A 16,315-nucleotide genomic window follows, 5' to 3' on the forward strand; every position below is an offset into this window, starting at 1 on the left:
GTCACCTCCCCCTCGTGGTCGGCGCGGGCGTGGGATAGGTCGGCCTCGGCAGGGGTCCGCGCGGCGGATCGCTGCCCACCGGCGGTCCCTGCTGCCAGCCATCCGGCAGGAGGGGGAAGGCGGTGTACATGAACGATTGCCACAGCTGCGGGTACCGGCCGCGCAATGCGTTGAGGAAGACCGCGGTGTAGTCGCCGAAGGTGTTGAGTCCGACCAGCGAATCGAAGTTCGGACCCGACGCCACCGCCTCGCCGAGCGTGTTGGCGAACGGCCCCAGCCGGTCGATCGTCTCCTTCAGTTCCTTCTCCTGATCGGTGAGGATCGTCGCGACGCGGTCGAACTTCTGCAGGACCGGCGTCAGCTGCGCATTGTTCTCGGCGATGAAACCCCGCAGTTGAGCGGTGACGTCGCCGATTCCCTTGATCAACTGGTTGAGCGCGTAGCGCCGCATCTCGATCTCGCCGACGAGGGCGTTGGCGTCGACGAGCAGGCGGTTGATCTGCTCGTTGCGGTCGCCGACGATCTTGCTGACCTGGTTGGCCTTGGCCAGCAGCGCCCGTAACTCGTTGTCGCGGTCGGCGACCGCCTTCGACAGTCGCGCCACACCGTTGACCGCTCCCTGCACCTGATCCGGGGTCTCGGAGAAGGTGATGGTCAGCGTGTTCAGCGCTTCGTTGAGCTGCTCGGTGTCGGTCTCGGCCACGGTGTCCGTCGCGCCCTCGAGCGCGTCTTGCAGCGAATACGGCGAGATCGTGTTGCCGACCGGGATCGAGCCACCGGGCTTGATCCGGTCCCCGCCGTGCGGGATGACGGTGAGATTGCGTCGGCCGAGCACGGTCTCGGTCCGGATCGCGGCCTGGGAGTCCGCCCCCATCTGGACGGTGTCGTCCATGCGGAATCCGACCTCGACCTTGGTCCCGGCGTCGGTGCCGGCCAGTGCGATCGACTCGACCGTGCCGACCTGGACACCGGAGACGGTGACGATGTCGCCCTTGGTGAGTCCGCCCGCGTCGTCGAAATAGGCGGTGTAGGTGCTGATCGGCGAGATGTAGGGCAGCTTGTCCATCTGCATCGCGGTGATCACCACCAGACCGATCACGACGATGCCGATGACGCCGACCTGCGCGCGGCTTCGCTGCCCGCGCTTCACCTCGCGGGCGACGTCGGCCTCGTCGGATTCGGCTCTGCGGCTCGAGAACATACCTCCGAACGGAAGACTCATGAGCCGTCACACCTTCCGCCGGCCGTCGTGGTGTTGCCCATCACGTTGTTCGAGGTGTAGAGGATCGTCTGCCCCCCGGGCGCCGGGAGCATCAGGCGGATGCGACAGAAGTAGATCTGCAGCCACGCACCGTAGGAGCCCAGGTTCGACAACGTCTTGTAGTCCTCGGGAAGTCGCGAGATCAGGTTGCGGATGAAGGGTTCCGAGGCCAGCAACTCCTCCGAGACCCGTCCGGTGTTGGTCACCATCGACTGCAGGGTCGGCCGGGTGGTGGCCAGCAGATCGGCGAGACCGTTGGTGACGCGCGAGGTCTGCGTCAGTGCGTTGCCGACCGTGGCCTTCTGTTCGGCGAGCCCGGTGACCAGTTGCTGCAGGAGGTCGACGCTGGTGTCCAGGCCTTCCCGGTCGCCGTCGAGCGTGGCGAGGGTCGTGTTGAGGTTGTTGATCACGTCGCCGATCAACTGGTCGCGGTCGGCCAGCGAGTCGGTGAACGACGCGGTGTTGCCCAGCAAAGTGTTCAACGCACCGCCCTGCCCCTGGAAGACCGCGATCAGCGAACTGGTGAGCGCGTTGGCGTCGTCGGCGTCCAAGGTCCGGAACAGCGGTTTGAAGCCGCCGACGAGCTTGTCGAGGTCGAGCGCGGGCTCGGTCTGGCCGACCGGGATCTGCGCACCGTCGGCGAGGAAGGTCGACGTGTTGCCCGTCCCCTGCTGCAACTCGAGATACCGGTCGCCGGTGAGGTTCTCGTACCGGATCAGCGCGCGGGCCGACTCCGGGAGCGGATACTTCTGGTCGACGCTGAACGTGATCACGGCATCGTTGTCGCGGTTCAGTTCGACGTCACCGACCGATCCGACCTCGACGCCGGCGATCTTGACCTTGCTGCCCGACTTCATCGCCGACGCGCTGGTGAAGACGGCACTGTACTCGTTCGACGCGCCGGAACGATAGCGGCTGAAGACGACGACCAGCGCGACGAACACCAGGACCATCACCACGGTGAAGGCACCCAGTTTGATCAGGGTCGCGCGGAACGCGCGAGCGCGGTTATCCACGGGGCGGTTCTCCGAACAGGATCTGGAACAGCTTCTGCGAGTTCGCCTTCGGCTTGGTCCTGGGCTGATAGGGCTGCGGCGCGTTGTCGCCGACGTAGAACGGTGCCGGCACCGCGGAGGAGGGATCGCTGAGCCCGCCCTGGCACGTCGGCGGCCCTTCGACGCCGACCCGCGGCAGGTCGTAGGGGTAGGCGTAGGGATCCTTGCCCGGCAGCAGGCCGGCGTCGAGCATCAGCATGCCGTTGCGCTCACCGAGGAACGGCGCCGCCACCTCGGAGGCGATCGCGCTGGCGGTGAGGAAGCACTTGATCCCCGGGGCGTTGTAACCCAGCAGCGCGGCGATGGGGTCGAGGTCCGACAGCGCACCGATGAGTGTCTTCTTCGACGGCGCGATGACCCCGTCGATGGTGTTCGCCATCCCGGTGGCGTTGATGAGCAGCGCGTCGAGGTTGGACGTGTTGTCCACCAACGTGTTCCCGACGACGGTGAAATTGTCGACGGTCCGCAGCAGGTCGGGCATCGAGTCCGCGTACACATTGGTGACGGTCGCGCCTTCCCGGAACAGCCGGTTGAGGGCGGGCAGATGCGGGTTGGTCTTGCCGAGCAGCGCGGTGAGTTGCTCGAGGGCGTCGCCGATCTCGTCGCCCTGCCCCTGCAGAGCCGTGTTGATCGCGCCGAGGGTTGCGTTGAGCTTCTCCGGCTGGAGTTGGGCGAGCACCGAGACGAGCTGCTGGTAGACGGTGTTCAGTTCGACGACCACCCGGTCGGCGGGGATCTCGGCTCCCGCGGTCAGCGTGCCCTCGGGTTCTCCGGGGACCACGAAGTTGACCGCCTTGGCGCCGAAGATCGTGTTCGACTTGATGTCGGCCGCCACGTTCGCGGGGATCTTCGCCATGTCGCCGTCGGCGATGTCGAGGGTCAGGATCGCGTCGCCGCCGCGCTCGGAGATCTCGGCGACCCGACCCACCTCGACGCCACGCAGTTTCACCTTGGCGTCGGGGTTCATCACCAGCCCGGCTCGGGGCGCGACGAGGGTCACCTGCTGGGTGCCCTTGAAGGCACCGAGGAACGACGCGCTCGCCCCGATGATCAGGGCCAGCAGCACCGCGACCATGGCGACTGCCGCCGCTCGGCGGGTGACCCGTGAACGCTCTTGTCTCCTGCTCATGACTCAGCCCGCCAGGTTGAACTTGCCATCGGCGCCATAGATGGCGAGGGAGGTCAAGAGTGTGATCACGACCACAACAACGAGCGATGCGCGGACCGCGTTCCCGACGGCGACGCCGACGCCGACCGGCCCGCCCGAGGCGTTGTAGCCGTAGTAGGTGTGGATCAGCATGACCGCGACCGCCATGCAGATCGCCTGCACGAACGACCAGAGGATGTCCGACGGTATGAGGAACGTGTCGAAGTAGTGGTCGTAGACGCCGGGCGACTGTCCGTACAGGAAGACCGTCGCCGACCGGCTCGCGAGGAACGATGCCAGCGATGCCAGCGCGTAAAGAGGGATGATCGCGATCAGGCCGGCGATGATGCGCGTGGACACCAGATAGGGAATGGAGGAGATCGCCATCGTCTCCAGTGCGTCGATCTCTTCCGAGACCCGCATGGCACCGAGCTGTGCGGTCGCACCGGCACCGATGGTCGCGGCGAGCGCGATGCCGGAGATCACCGGGACGGCGATGCGCACGTTGATGAACGCCGAGAAGAAGCCGGTGAGTGCCTCGACGCCGATGTTCGCCAGCGAGCTGTAGCCCTGGACCGCGATCGTGCCGCCGGTGAACAGCGTCAGGAATCCGACGACCACGACGGTGCCGCCGATCATCGCCAGCGCGCCGGTGCCCATGGAGATCTCGGCGATGAGCCGCAGCGTCTCCTTCTTGTAGTGCTGGATCGCGCGGGGTATCGACACGACGCTGTCCCAGTAGAACAGCGCCTGGTCGCCGATCTGATCCCAGTCCTCGCCGGCCCTCTTGACCGCGACGCGCGCGGTCCGGAACCGGGTGGTGAACGGAAGTACCATCGCTCAGCCCGCCGTTGCCTTGAGACCGACCGCGGTGACGACGACGTTGACGACGAACAGCGCCATGAACGAGTACACGACGGTCTCGTTCACGGCATCGCCGACGCCCTTCGCGCCACCCTTGACGTTGAGCCCCTGATAACAGCCGACCATCCCGGCGAACAAGCCGAACAGCGCGGCCTTGACCATCGAGATCATCAACTCGCCGAAGCCGGTGAGCAGGGTCAGATTGGCCACGAAGGCACCGGGATTCACGTCCTGGAGGTAGACGGAGAAGATGAAGCCGCCACCGATGCCGATCGTGCAGACCAGACTGTTGAGCAGGAGCGCCACCCCGGTGGAGGCCACGATGCGGGGCACGACCAGACGGTGGATCGGGTTGATGCCGAGCACCTTCATGGCGTCGATCTCTTCGCGGATGGTCCGGGCGCCGAGGTCGGCGCAGATCGCGGTCGCGCCCGCTCCGGCGACGATCAGGACGGTGACGATCGGACCGATCTGGGTGATCGTGCCGAGCGCGGCACCCGCACCCGAGAGGTCCTGAGCGCCGATCTCGCGCAACAGGATGTTCAGCGTGAAGCTGACGAGAACCGTGAACGGGATGGCGACCAGGAGCGTGGGCACCATCGACACGCGGGCGATCGCCCAGGACTGTTCGACGGTCTCCCGCCACTGGAACGGTCGGTGGAACAACTCGCGCGCCGACTCGACCCCGAGCGCGACGAAATCCCCGATTCCGCTCAAGGGTGTGGCCAGTTTGCTCAGCACCTCCGGCCCCCCTTCACCCTCGCACCATCGCGAAACCTATCACGCACAATTGACCCGAATTGGTCAGTTGACCAGAGCGCTTGCCGAGAATGTGCGTCCCGGATCGCGGTCGGCGAAGTGACCCGTCAGGGTCTTCGCGAGGTCCTCCGCAGACCACGCGTCGCCCTCGGCGACGAAGACCTCGTCGACCGTTGGCGCGGCCATCAGGGTGACCTTGGGGCCATAGACGACGAACACCTGGCCGGTGACCGCGTCGGAGTCGGGGCCGGCGAGGTAGGACACCAGCCGCACGACGTGCTCGGGGTCGAGGGGATCCACGCCCTCGGTGGGGGCGTCGCCGAACACCGAGGCGGTCATCGCCGTCCGTGCCCGCGGGCAGATCGCGTTGGCGCGCACGCCGTATCGCTTGAGGGCACGCGACGCCGACAGCGTGAGCGCGGTGATACCCGCCTTCGCCGCACCGTAGTTGGCCTGCCCCTCGGGACCGAGCAGGCCGGCCTCCGACGCGGTGTTGATGATCCGGCCGTAGACCGGACCGCCCGCCTTCTTCGACTCCGCGCGCCAGTGCGACGCGGCGTTTCGGGTGAGCAGGAAGTGACCGCGCAGATGGACGCGGATCACCAGGTCCCACTCGTCGTCGGTCATGTTGAACAGCATCTTGTCGCGCACGACGCCCGCGTTGTTGAGGACGATGTCGAGCGAGCCGAGTTGTTCGGTCGCCGTCGCGAGGATCGCGGTGGCCGTGGCCGATTCGCCGATGTCGCCGGCCACCGCGACCGCGCGGCCACCCGCGGCGGTGATCGTGTCGATCACGTCGCTCTGCTCGAGCGCCGCGGGGAGGTCGTTCACGACGACCGCGGCCCCCTCGGCGGCCAATCCGATGGCCTCCGCGCGACCGAGTCCTGCACCTGCACCGGTGACGACCGCGACGCGACCGTCCAACGAGTAACCCACCCGACATCCTCCTGAGCTAAAACTAGAACCTGTTCTAGCATGATTCACGAACGGATGGAACCGAACCGCATTTTCGCCCGGATCAGTCCTCCACGACGGCCAGCGCCGACTTCGGACAGTTGGCGGCGACCTGACGCAGTTCCTCGACGCGGTCGGCGGGGATGTCCTCTTGAAGAATGACCAGGTAGTCGTTGTCATCCAGGTCGAAGAAGTCCGGCGCCATCCCGACACAGATGGCGTTGGACTCACACAGGTCGAAATCTGCCTTGATACGCATCGGAACCGTCTCCTCGTCGATGGGTCGCCTGTTGACTGGGCTGTGAGAACAGGTTAGAACGTGTTTCAGAAGTGCACGAGTACTTCGACTGTCAACTTGACCATAAGCCGGGACCGGACGCTAGCCGATCCACCCCTTGGAGTGTCGATGCGCATCGCCTATACCGACCAACAAGCCGAGCTCCGTAGGGAACTCCGCGACTACTTCTCCGGCCTCATGACCGAGGATCGTCGGGCCGCCCTGTCCGGCGGCGACGGCGAACTCGGCGAGGGCGACGCCTACCGCGACGTCGTCGCCCAGATGGGTGCCGACGGCTGGCTCGCCCTGGGCTGGCCCACCGAGTTCGGCGGTCAGAACCGGTCGATGATGGACCAGCTGATCTTCACCGACGAGGCAGCGATCGCGGGTGCGCCCGTTCCGTTCCTCACCATCAACTCGGTGGCGCCGACGATCATGAACTACGGCTCCGCCGAACAGAAGGCGTACTTCCTGCCGCGGATCGCGGCCGGCAAGCTGCACTTCTCGATCGGGTACTCCGAACCGGGCGCCGGCACCGATCTCGCCGCCCTGCGGACCACCGCGGTGCGCGATGGCGACGACTACGTCATCAACGGTCAGAAGATGTGGACGAGCCTGGTCGCCTACGCCGACTACATCTGGCTCGCCTGCCGCACCGATCCGTCGACGCTGGAACCCGGCGGCAAGAAGCACAAGGGCATCTCCATGCTCATCGTGCCCACCACCGCCGAGGGCTTCAGTTACACGCCGGTCCACACCATGTCGGGGGTCGACACCAGCGCGACCTACTACCAGGACGTCCGCGTGCCCACGTCGTCGATCGTCGGCGAAGAGGGTGGCGGGTGGCCGCTGGTCACCAACCAGCTCAATCACGAGCGGGTCGCGCTGTGCAGCGCGGCACCGATCCAGACCGCGCTGCGCGAGACGGTCGCGTGGGCACAGCAGACCAAGACCGGCGACGGTCATCGGGTCATCGACGCCCCCTGGGTGCAGCAGAATCTGGCCCGAGTGCATGCCAAGGTCGAGTTCCTCAAGCTGATCAACTGGAAGATCGCCTCGGTCGCCAGCTCCGGCGGATCGCCGAGTCCGGCCGATGCCTCGGCGACGAAGGTCTACGGCACCGAGTTCGCCACCGAGGCCTATCGACTGCTGATGGAGGTCGTCGGACCCGCCGCGACGCTGCGTACCGGCAGCACGGGCGCCCACCTCAACGGACGCCTGGAACGGTTCCAGCGCACCTCACTCATCCTCACTTTCGGAGGCGGCACCAACGAGATCCAGCGCGACATCATCGCCATGCTCGCACTCGGCCTGCCGCACCAGCGTCGCTGACAGAGCCCGCCCCGCTGGTTGAGTAGCCACGAGCGAGCGCAGCGAGCACGCGGCGTATCGAAACCACCCCGCACCCCGAACATGGAGACACACCATGGATTTCTCGCTTCCCGAATCCGGCGCCGACGTCCGCGGCCTCGCGCGCGACATCGCGACGTCGATCAGCACCCCCGAACGGGTCGCCGACCTGGAGGCCACGCGTGCCGCGCTCGACGCGGACCTGTGGCGCGAACTCGGCGGTGCCGGACTCCTCGGCCTCGAGCTGTCGTCCGAAGCCGTCGGTGATGCCGGTGGCGATCTCGGCGTCGTCGAGAACGCGCTCGTGGCCACCGAACTCGGCCGGGCACTGGCCCGCGTGCCGTTCGGTCCCCACGCGATCGCCGCCCTGCCGGTGATCTCCGCCCAGGGTTCGGCGCAGCTCCGCGACCGGGTCCTCGCCGCCGGAGCCACCGGTGACGCGGTGCTCACGGTAGCCGTGGAGGAAGACCTGGCCACCGACCTGCGCTCCCCCACCGCCACGTTGTCGACGGAGGGAACACTCACCGGGGTCAAGGTCGACGTTCCCTATGCCGAGGCCGCGGACATGTTCGTGGTCACCGTATCCGGACCCGACGGCGTCGTCGCGGTGGTCGTGACCGCCGATGCCCCGGGGGTCGTCGTCACCCCCACCCCGTCCACCGGGCTGATCCCCTCGGCTCAGGTCGAGTTCGACAGCACGCCGGTGTCCGGTGACGCCGTCCTCGCCGGCGGCGCCGACACGGCCGCGACACTCGTGGCCCGCGCAACCCTGGCGTGTTGCGCCGAACAGACCGGCATCGTCGAACGCGGACTCGAACTCACCGCCGAGTATGCCCGCGAGCGCGAGCAATTCGGTCGCGCCATCGGGTCGTTCCAGGCGGTGGCCCAGCGGCTCGCCGACGGGTACATCGATGCGCAGGGGCTGGCACTCACGACGACGCAGGCGGCCTGGCTGCTCGACCACTCGACCGGCCACACGCCGGAGCTGCAGAACGCGGTCGCGACGGCCAAGTTCTGGGCCGCCGAGGCCGGCCACCGGGTGGCGCACACGGCCGTGCACGTGCACGGTGGCGTCGGCCTCGACACCAGCCACCCGGTGCACCGATACTTCCTGCGCGCCAAGCACAACGAGTTCGCGTTCGGCTCGGCCACCGCGTCGGTGCGGGTCATCGGAGCCGAACTGGCCGCCGCGCCGGCGTGAACCAGCCGGTCGCGGTGCGGGCCCGCACGGTCGCCGACCTACTCGCGCCACTGGCCGCGGTCGAGGATCGCGGGGTCTGGTTCGAGAGCGGGTTCTGTTCGTGGGCAGACCATCTCGTCGGCGCGGCACGGCGAGCCGGGGTGTTGCGCAGCCGGTTGTCGGATGATCGCCCACGCCACGTGGGCGTCCTGCTCGCCAACACCCCGGAGTTCAGCGCGCTGTTCGCCGCGGCGGCACGCCACGGATTCGTGCTGGTCGGTCTCAACACCACACGCCGCGGCAACGCCCTAGCCGCCGACATCGCCCGCGCCGACTGCCAGATCGTGCTGTGCGACGGGGACACCCGGCATCTGCTCGACGGCCTAGAGCTCGGCGAAGCTCGCGTCGTCGACGTCGATTCACCCGAATGGACGGCCGCGGTGACCGCGAGCGACCCGGCGCCCCTCGCCGAACCGGCACCGGACGACCTCATGATGCTGATCTTCACCTCAGGGACCACCGGCGATCCCAAGGCGGTGCGATGTACGCACCGGACCTTCGCCACCAGCGGCCCGATGCTCGCCGAACGTTTCGGTCTCGGCCCGGATGACGTCGCCTACCTCTCGATGCCGATGTTCCACTCCAACGCGATGATCGCCGGGTGGTGCGTCGCGGTGTCCGGCGGCGCCTCGATCGCGTTGCGGCGCAGCTTCTCCGCGCGCGGGTTCGTCGCGGACGTCCACCGGTATGGCGTGACGTATGCCAACTACGTCGGCAAACCGTTGAACTACATCCTCGCGACCGAGCCCCACCCCGACGACGCCACGAGTTCACTGCGGGTCATGTACGGCAACGAGGCGTCGGCCCGCGACCGGCGCCGGTTCGCCGAGCGCTTCGGCTGCCGCGTCGTCGACGGTTTCGGGTCCACGGAGGGCGGGGTGGCCATCACCCGGACCCCCGACACACCCGACGATGCCCTGGGCCCGCTGCGTGCACCGACGGCGGTCGTCGACGTCGAGACCGGTGAGCCCGTTCCGGCCGGCGTGGTCGGTGAGATCGTGAACCTCTCGGGGCCCGGACTCTTCGCCGGCTACCACAACGACCCCGGCGCCACCGCCGAACGCCTGCGCGACGGGATCTATCACACCGGCGACCTCGCCTGGGCCGACGACGACGGGTACCTGCACTTCGCCGGACGCCTCGGCGACTGGTTGCGCGTCGACGGCGAGAACATCGGCACCGGACCCATCGAGCGAATCCTGCTGCGGCATCCGGACATCCGGCAGGCCGCCGTGCACGGCGTGCCCGTGGAGATCGGCGACGAGATCGAGGCGGTCCTCGTCGCCGACGGACTCACCGCCGACGATCTCTCCGAGTTCCTCTCCGCCCAGGACGATCTCGGGCCGAAACAGTGGCCGCACCGGGTGCGGATCGTCGCCGAACTCCCTGAGACGGCGACCTTCAAGACCGTCAAGCGCCTGCTGGCCTCCGACACGACCCCGCCCACGTGGCGGCGCGACGGCGGGACCTACCGCGCCGGCACGTAGAGCCTCGACCCCCGCGATCCGTATGATGTTGTGCCCGGATTCCGGGCACAACGTCATACGGATTCCGGCGTACTTGTGGATGCTGTTCCCCATTCTCGATCGTCACGCACTACGTTGACAGCGCGCAGTCCGGTACGCGCCGACCGTGCTAGCTTCTACGCACACTCTCGGGGGGAGACGATGGCAGATTCGACCGCGGACCCAACACCCATCGACCAGGCTGGTCAACGCGTGTTCGCCGCCCAAACGGCAACCGTGGTCGCTCTTCTGTGTTCGAATTTCGGCATCCCGTTCCTATTCGCCGATGACCGAGTGGCCGTAGCGTTGGTGCTGGCAACGGCGACCTTACTGATCGGATGCGCCCTTGCCCTACCTCATCGCACCCGGTCATGGGGAGGCGTAGTCGTCGCGGCCGCAGTTCCCGTGTTCCTGATAGCAGGTGTGATGTGACAGATGCCGACGACCGTCACTTGGACAGCAGGTTCTTTGGACCGGTGACGCCCTACATCTCCGTCGCCGCGATTGCTTTCGCTTTGATCGCGGTGAATTACCTGTGGGTGATCGGAATATTGCTCAATATCGTGTTCGTATTCGTCGGCATTGCGCTCATGGCGAATCGAGGGGTGGCTCGGCAAGTCGGCACCGGGATCACTGTCGCGTACCTCACCTTCGTTGCCGCACTTGGCATTTTGATCTTCGTCGAACATCTCAAGACAGACGACGGCCCGTCCACGACGTCGTCTTTGTCGGCTCCGCCCAACTCAAAGACGTCACATTGAAGTGAATGACGACGCCGCCTCCGTGTCTGAAGGCTCTCCCAGGACAACCCAATTGAGCTACGCGGCACAGACACTCGTGTCGTTGCTTCTGGCCGTCGCGATCTTTCTCGCCGCGCTCAATTCCTACACTCCAGGCGTTCTCCCCGTTCTCGTGACGACTTCGCTAGCCACCGCGTGCGTCCTAGCCCTCACGAAACGTCCCGCTGCGCGCAGCTGGGTGGTCGCGATCGCCACAGCTACCGTGACCATGAGTGTGGCCGTCATCCCCTACGGGGGATGGACGTGAAGCCGTGTGACGAGCCACCCGATACACGATTCTTCGGGCCGACAACGCCGCTCACAACAATCCTGACGTTGGTGGCGGCACCGTGCACGTTTCTGTTCGTGTGGGTTGCCAACGTCTTGCTGTTTCTGTTTCTCTTTGTCCTAGGCGCGGCGATTATGGTCGCCACCGGCACATCTCGCCAGATCGGCACCGGCCTCGTGGCCGGCAGCCTAACTTACGTGCTGGTTCTCGCGGGTTTGCTCGTGTATGCCGGCGTCTGAGGAAGCGACACCGCCGCCTCGCACACCCACCACGGTTCGACACCTGTGCCCGTCAGACGATGGGGAATGTGTCCATTGGTGGCGGGCTTGCGCTCCCGGTGGCGACACTGGCACCAGCACGCTCGACGGGAGGCCCCGATTCCATGCAAGGTCGACACCTGCTCCGCACGCTGGGAGCCGCATTCGCATGCGCAGCCACCATCGCGCTGCTTCCGACAGCCGCGAACGCCGCACCCGGCGATGTGACGATCACGCCGTCGGCGTCGGGGAACTCCGCCACCGTGACCATCACGAACAGGTCCGCGGCGGTGATCGGGTGCAAGATGTTCGGGCTGCCCGCCGGGTCCGTAGCCGACAGCGAGTCCCGGCCACCCTTCGGCTACGTCAACCCGGTCGACCCGCGCGCGCTGATCGCGCCGGGCGGCACGCGGACCGTGGCACTGGAGGTGTTCACCGACGAGGGCCCGAGCGGGTCCACCGCCCTTCCCGATGGCGCCTACGACCTCTACTGGGGATGCACGACCGTGCCGGGGGTGGACGGCGTCGAACAGTGGGGCACGCTGGGCCCGACCGGAAAGCCGTCGACCGCGCGAACCGCGCGGCTGACACTTCCCGCCGAAGTCGGCACCCTGGTCGCACCGACCCCCATGCCGCCGGGGCCGTGCCCCGATGCGAGCTGCCTCCCGCCCGACGTCGCTGACATCGTCGACGACCTGTGGGGCGAGTACACCTCGCCATAGTTCGACCGTCGCACCGGTCACCATCGTTCGCCGCAACGGTCGTTCCGATGCGGGGGTTCCGCCGACACCTCGATTGGTGACGTATTGCCCGGTTGGACCGGCATGTGGTTGGACTCACGTGGCGCTGACGGCCGACTTAGGGTGCTCTGGGAGTTGGGAACTGCCCAATTCGGGCTTCCCCGACGGGACCGACCGCCGGTGCTGCCGAGTTACACATTCCCGTTCGAAGGCCTATCGCGACCACAGCCCTACTGGCAGGACTGGAGCCCAACCGATGACCGTTGTCGAACGCACCGCATCCACTGCCGACTCCCGCGGCGAATCAACCCGAAAACAGCTGCTGGGCCCGTTCTACGACGGGCGGGAGATGGTTCTCGCAGCCGTCCTCGCCGCGTTGGCGGGCGCCACCGGCGCCGCGGCGTGGCTGTACTCCTCCGGCTGGTACGTGACCTTCATGACGGGCAACAGCGAACGGCTGGTGCTCGAGCACATCAAGGGGGCGCATCGTCTCGGTTTCACAGCTCTGGTCACCGTGATCGTCTTCGTTCTCGGCGTGTTCGTGGCCACCTTGGCGCGGATGTATATATGGCGCAAGGCCCGGCACGGGGCGACGATGCTGACCGCGGGTTCGACGATCGCGGCATGGCTCATCGACATCGGCCTGGAGAACGGCAATCGCGAATTCGGCGCCGGCCCTGTCCTCTGCTTGGCCTTCGGTCTCGGCGCACTCAACACCTCGATCAGCCGCAAGGGCGAGGTCGTCATGCCCTTGTCTTATGTGACCGGCACGTTGGTGAAAATCGGCCAGGGTGCCGGGTTACACGTGGCCGGCGTCAAACGATGGGGATGGGTCGCTCACCTGAGTACCTACGCGGGATTCCTGGCCGGCGCAGGATTCGGCGGCCTCCTGTTCAACGCCTTCGACGAACGGAACTCGCTGCTGACCTTGGCCGTGGTCGCGGTTGTCGCGGCGGCGATCACGTGGCGCCTGGATCATCCGAAATTCTTGCGTGCCGATGTCCGCTGACATGACGTTGCGCTCAGCCCCTCAGCCGCCCAGCGTCTTGTTCATCCGTCCGACGGCCTCGTCGTACTCGCTCACGAGGTCGGCGATGAGGTCGGCGACCGGTGTGATCGCGTTGCACCGCCCGACGATCTGACCGGCCGGCATCGCGACGACATCGGGATTGTCGGCCGCCGAGATACGCGCATGCGCCTCGGCGACGAGGAGATTCTGCAGCGGCATCGGCAGGGGTTCGGGCGCGTTGTCGGCGTCCCACGCATCGGTCCAGGCCGTCTTCAACAGTCGCGCAGGCTTTCCCGAGTAGATTCGCCGGCGCACGGTGTCGCGCGACGTCGCCTTGAGCAGTGCCTGCTGGACGGTGGACGGCTTGTCGGAGCCCTCGGGCACGCCGAGCTTGTACTCCGCGGCCGTCAGCCAGTACGTCCCCATCCACACCCCCTGGGCGCCGAGCGCGATGGCCGCGGCGATCTGGCGGCCACTACCGACGCCACCGGCCGCGAGAACCGGTGCGGTGTCGCCGACCGCGTCGACGAGCTCGGGCCACAGGATCATCGAGGTGACCTCGCCGGTGTGCCCGCCACCTTCGTAACCCTGCGCGATGACGATGTCCACGCCGGCCTCGACGTGGTGCAGCGCATGGTCTTTCGCGCCGGCCAGTGCGGCCACCAGCACACCGTTGTCGTGCGCGGTCTGAATGACGTCGGGCGGCGGGGACCCCAGCGCGTTGGCGATCAGCTTGATCTGCCCGTACTTACGACGATGCTCCATCGAGATGTCGACGTGGGACCGCGCGACCGAGTGCAGCCAGCCGAGCACACCGGCGTCGACCCGATCACCACCGGGAAGGGGCGGCACACCCAGATCGTCCAGCGTGCGTTCGACGAATGCGCGGTGCTCCGGCGGGATCATGGAATCGAGGTCGACCTTGGAACCCTCGGTGGGGATCTTGGCGGGCATCACCACGTCGACGCCGAACGGCTTGCCGTCGGTGTTCTCGTGCATCCACTCCAGGACCTCGTCGAGCTCGTCGGCCTCGTTGAAGCGGACACAACCCAGCACCCCGAGCCCACCGGCGCGACTGATCGCCGCCGCCACATCCTGGCTGGGGGTGAATCCGAAGATCGGGTACTCGATGCCGAACTTCTCGGCCAGTTCAGTACGCATGATGTCAGCTCGCTTCCGGCGCTCTACTGCGCCTCGTCGGCGGGACGCCCGGTGGTGACCGACGCTCCCCATCGATAGTCGGGTTTGCCTGCGGGAGAACGCTTGATCTCGTCCACGAACCACACGCTGCGCGGACATTTGTAGCCCGCGAGTTCTTTTCGGACGACGTCGTTGAGACTCGCGAGTGACGGTCGCGCGCCGTCCCGGGTGGCGATGACCGCAGCCACGCGCTGGCCCCACCGATCATCGGCCACACCGACCACGACGGTGTCGAACACGTCCGGGTGGGCCTTGAGCGCCCCCTCCACCTCCTCGGGGAACACCTTCTCGCCACCGGTGTTGATCGACACCGAGCCTCGGCCGAGCATGGTGATCGTCCCGTCGGCCTCGAGGACGGCGTTGTCGCCGGGCAACGAGTACCGCACCCCGTCGAAGATCCTGAACGTCTTGGCCGACTTCTCCGGATCGTTGTGGTAGCGCAGCGGTACATGTCCGGAACGGGCGAGGACGCCGACCTCACCACTGCCGGGCTCGACCGGTGTGCCGTCCTCCCGCAGGACGTGGGTCTCGCTGTCGGCCTTCACCCGCGGTCCCCCGGTGTGCGGTGTGCCCTTGGCGACCACGCCCATCCCGCCGAAACCGGTCTCCGACGACCCGATCGCGTCGATGATGATCGAGTTCGGGAAACGGTCGAGGAACTGCTCTTTGACACTCGGCGAGAAGAGACAGGCCGACGACGCGATCGACAGCACGCTCGACAGATCGCGCTCGCCGCCGTTCTCGAGGGCCTCGATCATGGGTCGCCCCATCGCATCTCCGGTGATGAACACGACGTTGACCTTGTGCCGTTCGACGATGTCCCACGCGGCGGAACCGCTGAACTCGGGGTACACCACCGCTTTTCCGCCGGCGAACAGGGACTGGAAGATCGCCCACTGTGACCCGCCGTGGATGAACGGCGGGATCGGATAGCGGACGAGCTGCCCGCCCTCGGCGCCGGTCTTGGCGAGATGCCATTCGTCGGGCACGGGTTCGCTGGTGTACCAGTCGATTCCGCCACCGAGGACGCGCCACACGTCCACCTGCCGCCACACCACGCCCTTCGGCTTCCCGGTGGTACCCCCGGTGTAGAGCATGTACAGGTCATCGTCGCTGCGTTCGTCGAAGTCGCGTTCGGCCGACGACGCCGCGATCGCCTCCTCGAAACGGACCGCATCGCTGTGGCCCGCACAGCACAGCTCTTCGGCGGACCCGTCCTCGATGACGATGCGGTATTCGAGATCGGGCGATTTCGGCAACGTGTTGCAGACGCGTGTGGCGAAGCTGCGTTCGTGGATCAGCACCTTCATCCCCGAGTCGGTGAAGATGTGTTCGAGCTCGGCTTCGACGTAGCGGTAGTTGACGTTGACCATCACCGCGCGCGCCTTGAAGATGGCGACCATCGCCTCGACCGACTCGATGGTGTTCCTGCTGTACAGGCCCACCCGGTCGCCCGGCTGCACGCCCAGTTCCCGCAGTTTGTGGGCGAGGGCGTTCGACCGCGCCTCCAGTTCGGCGTAGGAGCGCGTGCGGTCACCGGACTCGAGCGCGATGCGCTCGGGAACCAGGTCGACGGCATGCTCGATGAGGTCGGCGATCGTGTAGGCCATGGCTTCAAAATTAGAACGT

General features: G+C 66.8%; 16 protein-coding genes. 7 read left to right on the forward strand and 9 right to left on the reverse strand.

The features are described 5' to 3' along the window. Position 1: 1 nt before the first annotated feature. The 7 genes from AC3B6C_RS01845 to AC3B6C_RS01875 all read right to left on the reverse strand — a co-directional run bounded on the left by AC3B6C_RS01845 (position 2) and on the right by AC3B6C_RS01875 (position 6,299). Positions 2 to 1,222 carry an MCE family protein gene (locus AC3B6C_RS01845; protein ID WP_010840629.1) on the reverse strand — a complete coding sequence of 407 codons (1,221 nt, stop codon included), beginning with the start codon at positions 1,220 to 1,222 and terminating at the stop codon, positions 2 to 4. Next, positions 1,219 to 2,277 (reverse strand): MCE family protein, encoded by a 1,059-nt coding sequence (locus AC3B6C_RS01850; RefSeq protein WP_488374694.1) that lies wholly within the window; start codon positions 2,275 to 2,277, stop codon positions 1,219 to 1,221. Before AC3B6C_RS01850 ends, AC3B6C_RS01845 begins: the two co-directional genes overlap by 4 nt. Next, complete coding sequence (locus AC3B6C_RS01855; RefSeq protein ID WP_044507199.1) at positions 2,270 to 3,391, reverse strand: MCE family protein; 1,122 nt, start codon at positions 3,389 to 3,391, stop codon at positions 2,270 to 2,272. The genes AC3B6C_RS01850 and AC3B6C_RS01855 overlap by 8 nt, the downstream gene beginning before the upstream one ends. A gap of 57 nt (positions 3,392 to 3,448) precedes the next feature. Further along, positions 3,449 to 4,300, reverse strand: a complete 852-nt coding sequence (locus AC3B6C_RS01860) for an MlaE family ABC transporter permease (RefSeq protein ID WP_010840632.1) — start codon at positions 4,298 to 4,300, stop codon at positions 3,449 to 3,451. A 3-nt stretch (positions 4,301 to 4,303) separates the two neighbouring features. Continuing rightward, on the reverse strand, positions 4,304 to 5,068 hold the full coding sequence (locus AC3B6C_RS01865; protein WP_010840633.1) for an MlaE family ABC transporter permease: 765 nt from the start codon (positions 5,066 to 5,068) through the stop codon (positions 4,304 to 4,306). 63 nt (positions 5,069 to 5,131) lie between these two features. Then, positions 5,132 to 6,022, reverse strand: coding sequence for a 3-oxoacyl-ACP reductase (locus tag AC3B6C_RS01870; RefSeq protein WP_488374695.1), 891 nt, complete (start codon positions 6,020 to 6,022; stop codon positions 5,132 to 5,134). 82 nt (positions 6,023 to 6,104) lie between these two features. Then, entirely contained in the window at positions 6,105 to 6,299 is a 195-nt protein-coding gene (locus tag AC3B6C_RS01875) for a ferredoxin (RefSeq protein ID WP_010840635.1), read from the reverse strand. A gap of 147 nt (positions 6,300 to 6,446) precedes the next feature. Between AC3B6C_RS01875 and AC3B6C_RS01880 the strand changes: the two genes are divergently transcribed. The 7 genes from AC3B6C_RS01880 (at position 6,447) to AC3B6C_RS01910 (ending at position 13,486) form a co-directional block, all read left to right on the forward strand. Beyond that, positions 6,447 to 7,649, forward strand: coding sequence for an acyl-CoA dehydrogenase family protein (locus tag AC3B6C_RS01880; protein ID WP_010840636.1), 1,203 nt, complete (start codon positions 6,447 to 6,449; stop codon positions 7,647 to 7,649). A 94-nt stretch (positions 7,650 to 7,743) separates the two neighbouring features. Then, complete coding sequence (locus AC3B6C_RS01885) at positions 7,744 to 8,868, forward strand: acyl-CoA dehydrogenase family protein (protein ID WP_488374696.1); 1,125 nt, start codon at positions 7,744 to 7,746, stop codon at positions 8,866 to 8,868. Then, complete coding sequence (locus AC3B6C_RS01890; RefSeq protein ID WP_488374697.1) at positions 8,865 to 10,394, forward strand: long-chain-fatty-acid--CoA ligase; 1,530 nt, start codon at positions 8,865 to 8,867, stop codon at positions 10,392 to 10,394. Before AC3B6C_RS01885 ends, AC3B6C_RS01890 begins: the two co-directional genes overlap by 4 nt. A 446-nt stretch (positions 10,395 to 10,840) precedes the next feature. Then, entirely contained in the window at positions 10,841 to 11,173 is a 333-nt protein-coding gene (locus tag AC3B6C_RS01895) for a hypothetical protein (RefSeq protein WP_488374698.1), read from the forward strand. Between the two features lie 276 nt (positions 11,174 to 11,449). Further along, positions 11,450 to 11,719: a hypothetical protein gene (locus AC3B6C_RS01900; protein ID WP_488374699.1), complete on the forward strand. Its 270-nt coding sequence runs from the start codon at positions 11,450 to 11,452 to the stop codon at positions 11,717 to 11,719. Positions 11,720 to 11,862: 143 nt separating this feature from the next. Beyond that, the gene (locus tag AC3B6C_RS01905) at positions 11,863 to 12,459 is read left to right on the forward strand and encodes a hypothetical protein (protein WP_488374700.1); all 597 of its coding nucleotides are present in this window, start codon (positions 11,863 to 11,865) and stop codon (positions 12,457 to 12,459) included. 274 nt (positions 12,460 to 12,733) lie between these two features. Further along, complete coding sequence (locus tag AC3B6C_RS01910) at positions 12,734 to 13,486, forward strand: YoaK family protein (protein ID WP_488374701.1); 753 nt, start codon at positions 12,734 to 12,736, stop codon at positions 13,484 to 13,486. A gap of 21 nt (positions 13,487 to 13,507) precedes the next feature. Here AC3B6C_RS01910 and AC3B6C_RS01915 read toward each other — a convergent pair whose 3' ends face one another. Both AC3B6C_RS01915 and AC3B6C_RS01920 read right to left on the reverse strand, forming a co-directional pair. After that, on the reverse strand, positions 13,508 to 14,647 hold the full coding sequence (locus AC3B6C_RS01915; RefSeq protein WP_055474383.1) for an NAD(P)H-dependent flavin oxidoreductase: 1,140 nt from the start codon (positions 14,645 to 14,647) through the stop codon (positions 13,508 to 13,510). A gap of 23 nt (positions 14,648 to 14,670) precedes the next feature. Next, a complete protein-coding gene (locus tag AC3B6C_RS01920; protein WP_488374702.1) occupies positions 14,671 to 16,296 on the reverse strand; it encodes an acyl-CoA synthetase in 1,626 nt (541 codons plus the stop codon). Positions 16,297 to 16,315 lie beyond the last annotated feature (19 nt).

The sequence above is a fragment of the Gordonia sp. 11cp genome, assembly GCF_057767225.1.

What these genes read in the sequence shown, in the direction of transcription:
- AC3B6C_RS01845 (WP_010840629.1), bottom strand. Translation starts at nt 1,222, where the DNA reads ATGAGTCTTCCGTTCGGAGGTATGTTCTCGAGCCGCAGAGCCGAATCC.
- AC3B6C_RS01855 (WP_044507199.1), bottom strand. Translation starts at nt 3,391, where the DNA reads ATGGTCGCGGTGCTGCTGGCCCTGATCATCGGGGCGAGCGCGTCGTTC.
- AC3B6C_RS01860 (WP_010840632.1), bottom strand. Translation starts at nt 4,300, where the DNA reads ATGGTACTTCCGTTCACCACCCGGTTCCGGACCGCGCGCGTCGCGGTC.
- AC3B6C_RS01875 (WP_010840635.1), bottom strand. Translation starts at nt 6,299, where the DNA reads ATGCGTATCAAGGCAGATTTCGACCTGTGTGAGTCCAACGCCATCTGT.
- AC3B6C_RS01880 (WP_010840636.1), top strand. Translation starts at nt 6,447, where the DNA reads ATGCGCATCGCCTATACCGACCAACAAGCCGAGCTCCGTAGGGAACTC.
- AC3B6C_RS01885 (WP_488374696.1), top strand. Translation starts at nt 7,744, where the DNA reads ATGGATTTCTCGCTTCCCGAATCCGGCGCCGACGTCCGCGGCCTCGCG.
- AC3B6C_RS01900 (WP_488374699.1), top strand. Translation starts at nt 11,450, where the DNA reads ATGGACGTGAAGCCGTGTGACGAGCCACCCGATACACGATTCTTCGGG.
- AC3B6C_RS01905 (WP_488374700.1), top strand. Translation starts at nt 11,863, where the DNA reads ATGCAAGGTCGACACCTGCTCCGCACGCTGGGAGCCGCATTCGCATGC.
- AC3B6C_RS01910 (WP_488374701.1), top strand. Translation starts at nt 12,734, where the DNA reads ATGACCGTTGTCGAACGCACCGCATCCACTGCCGACTCCCGCGGCGAA.
- AC3B6C_RS01915 (WP_055474383.1), bottom strand. Translation starts at nt 14,647, where the DNA reads ATGCGTACTGAACTGGCCGAGAAGTTCGGCATCGAGTACCCGATCTTC.
- AC3B6C_RS01920 (WP_488374702.1), bottom strand. Translation starts at nt 16,296, where the DNA reads ATGGCCTACACGATCGCCGACCTCATCGAGCATGCCGTCGACCTGGTT.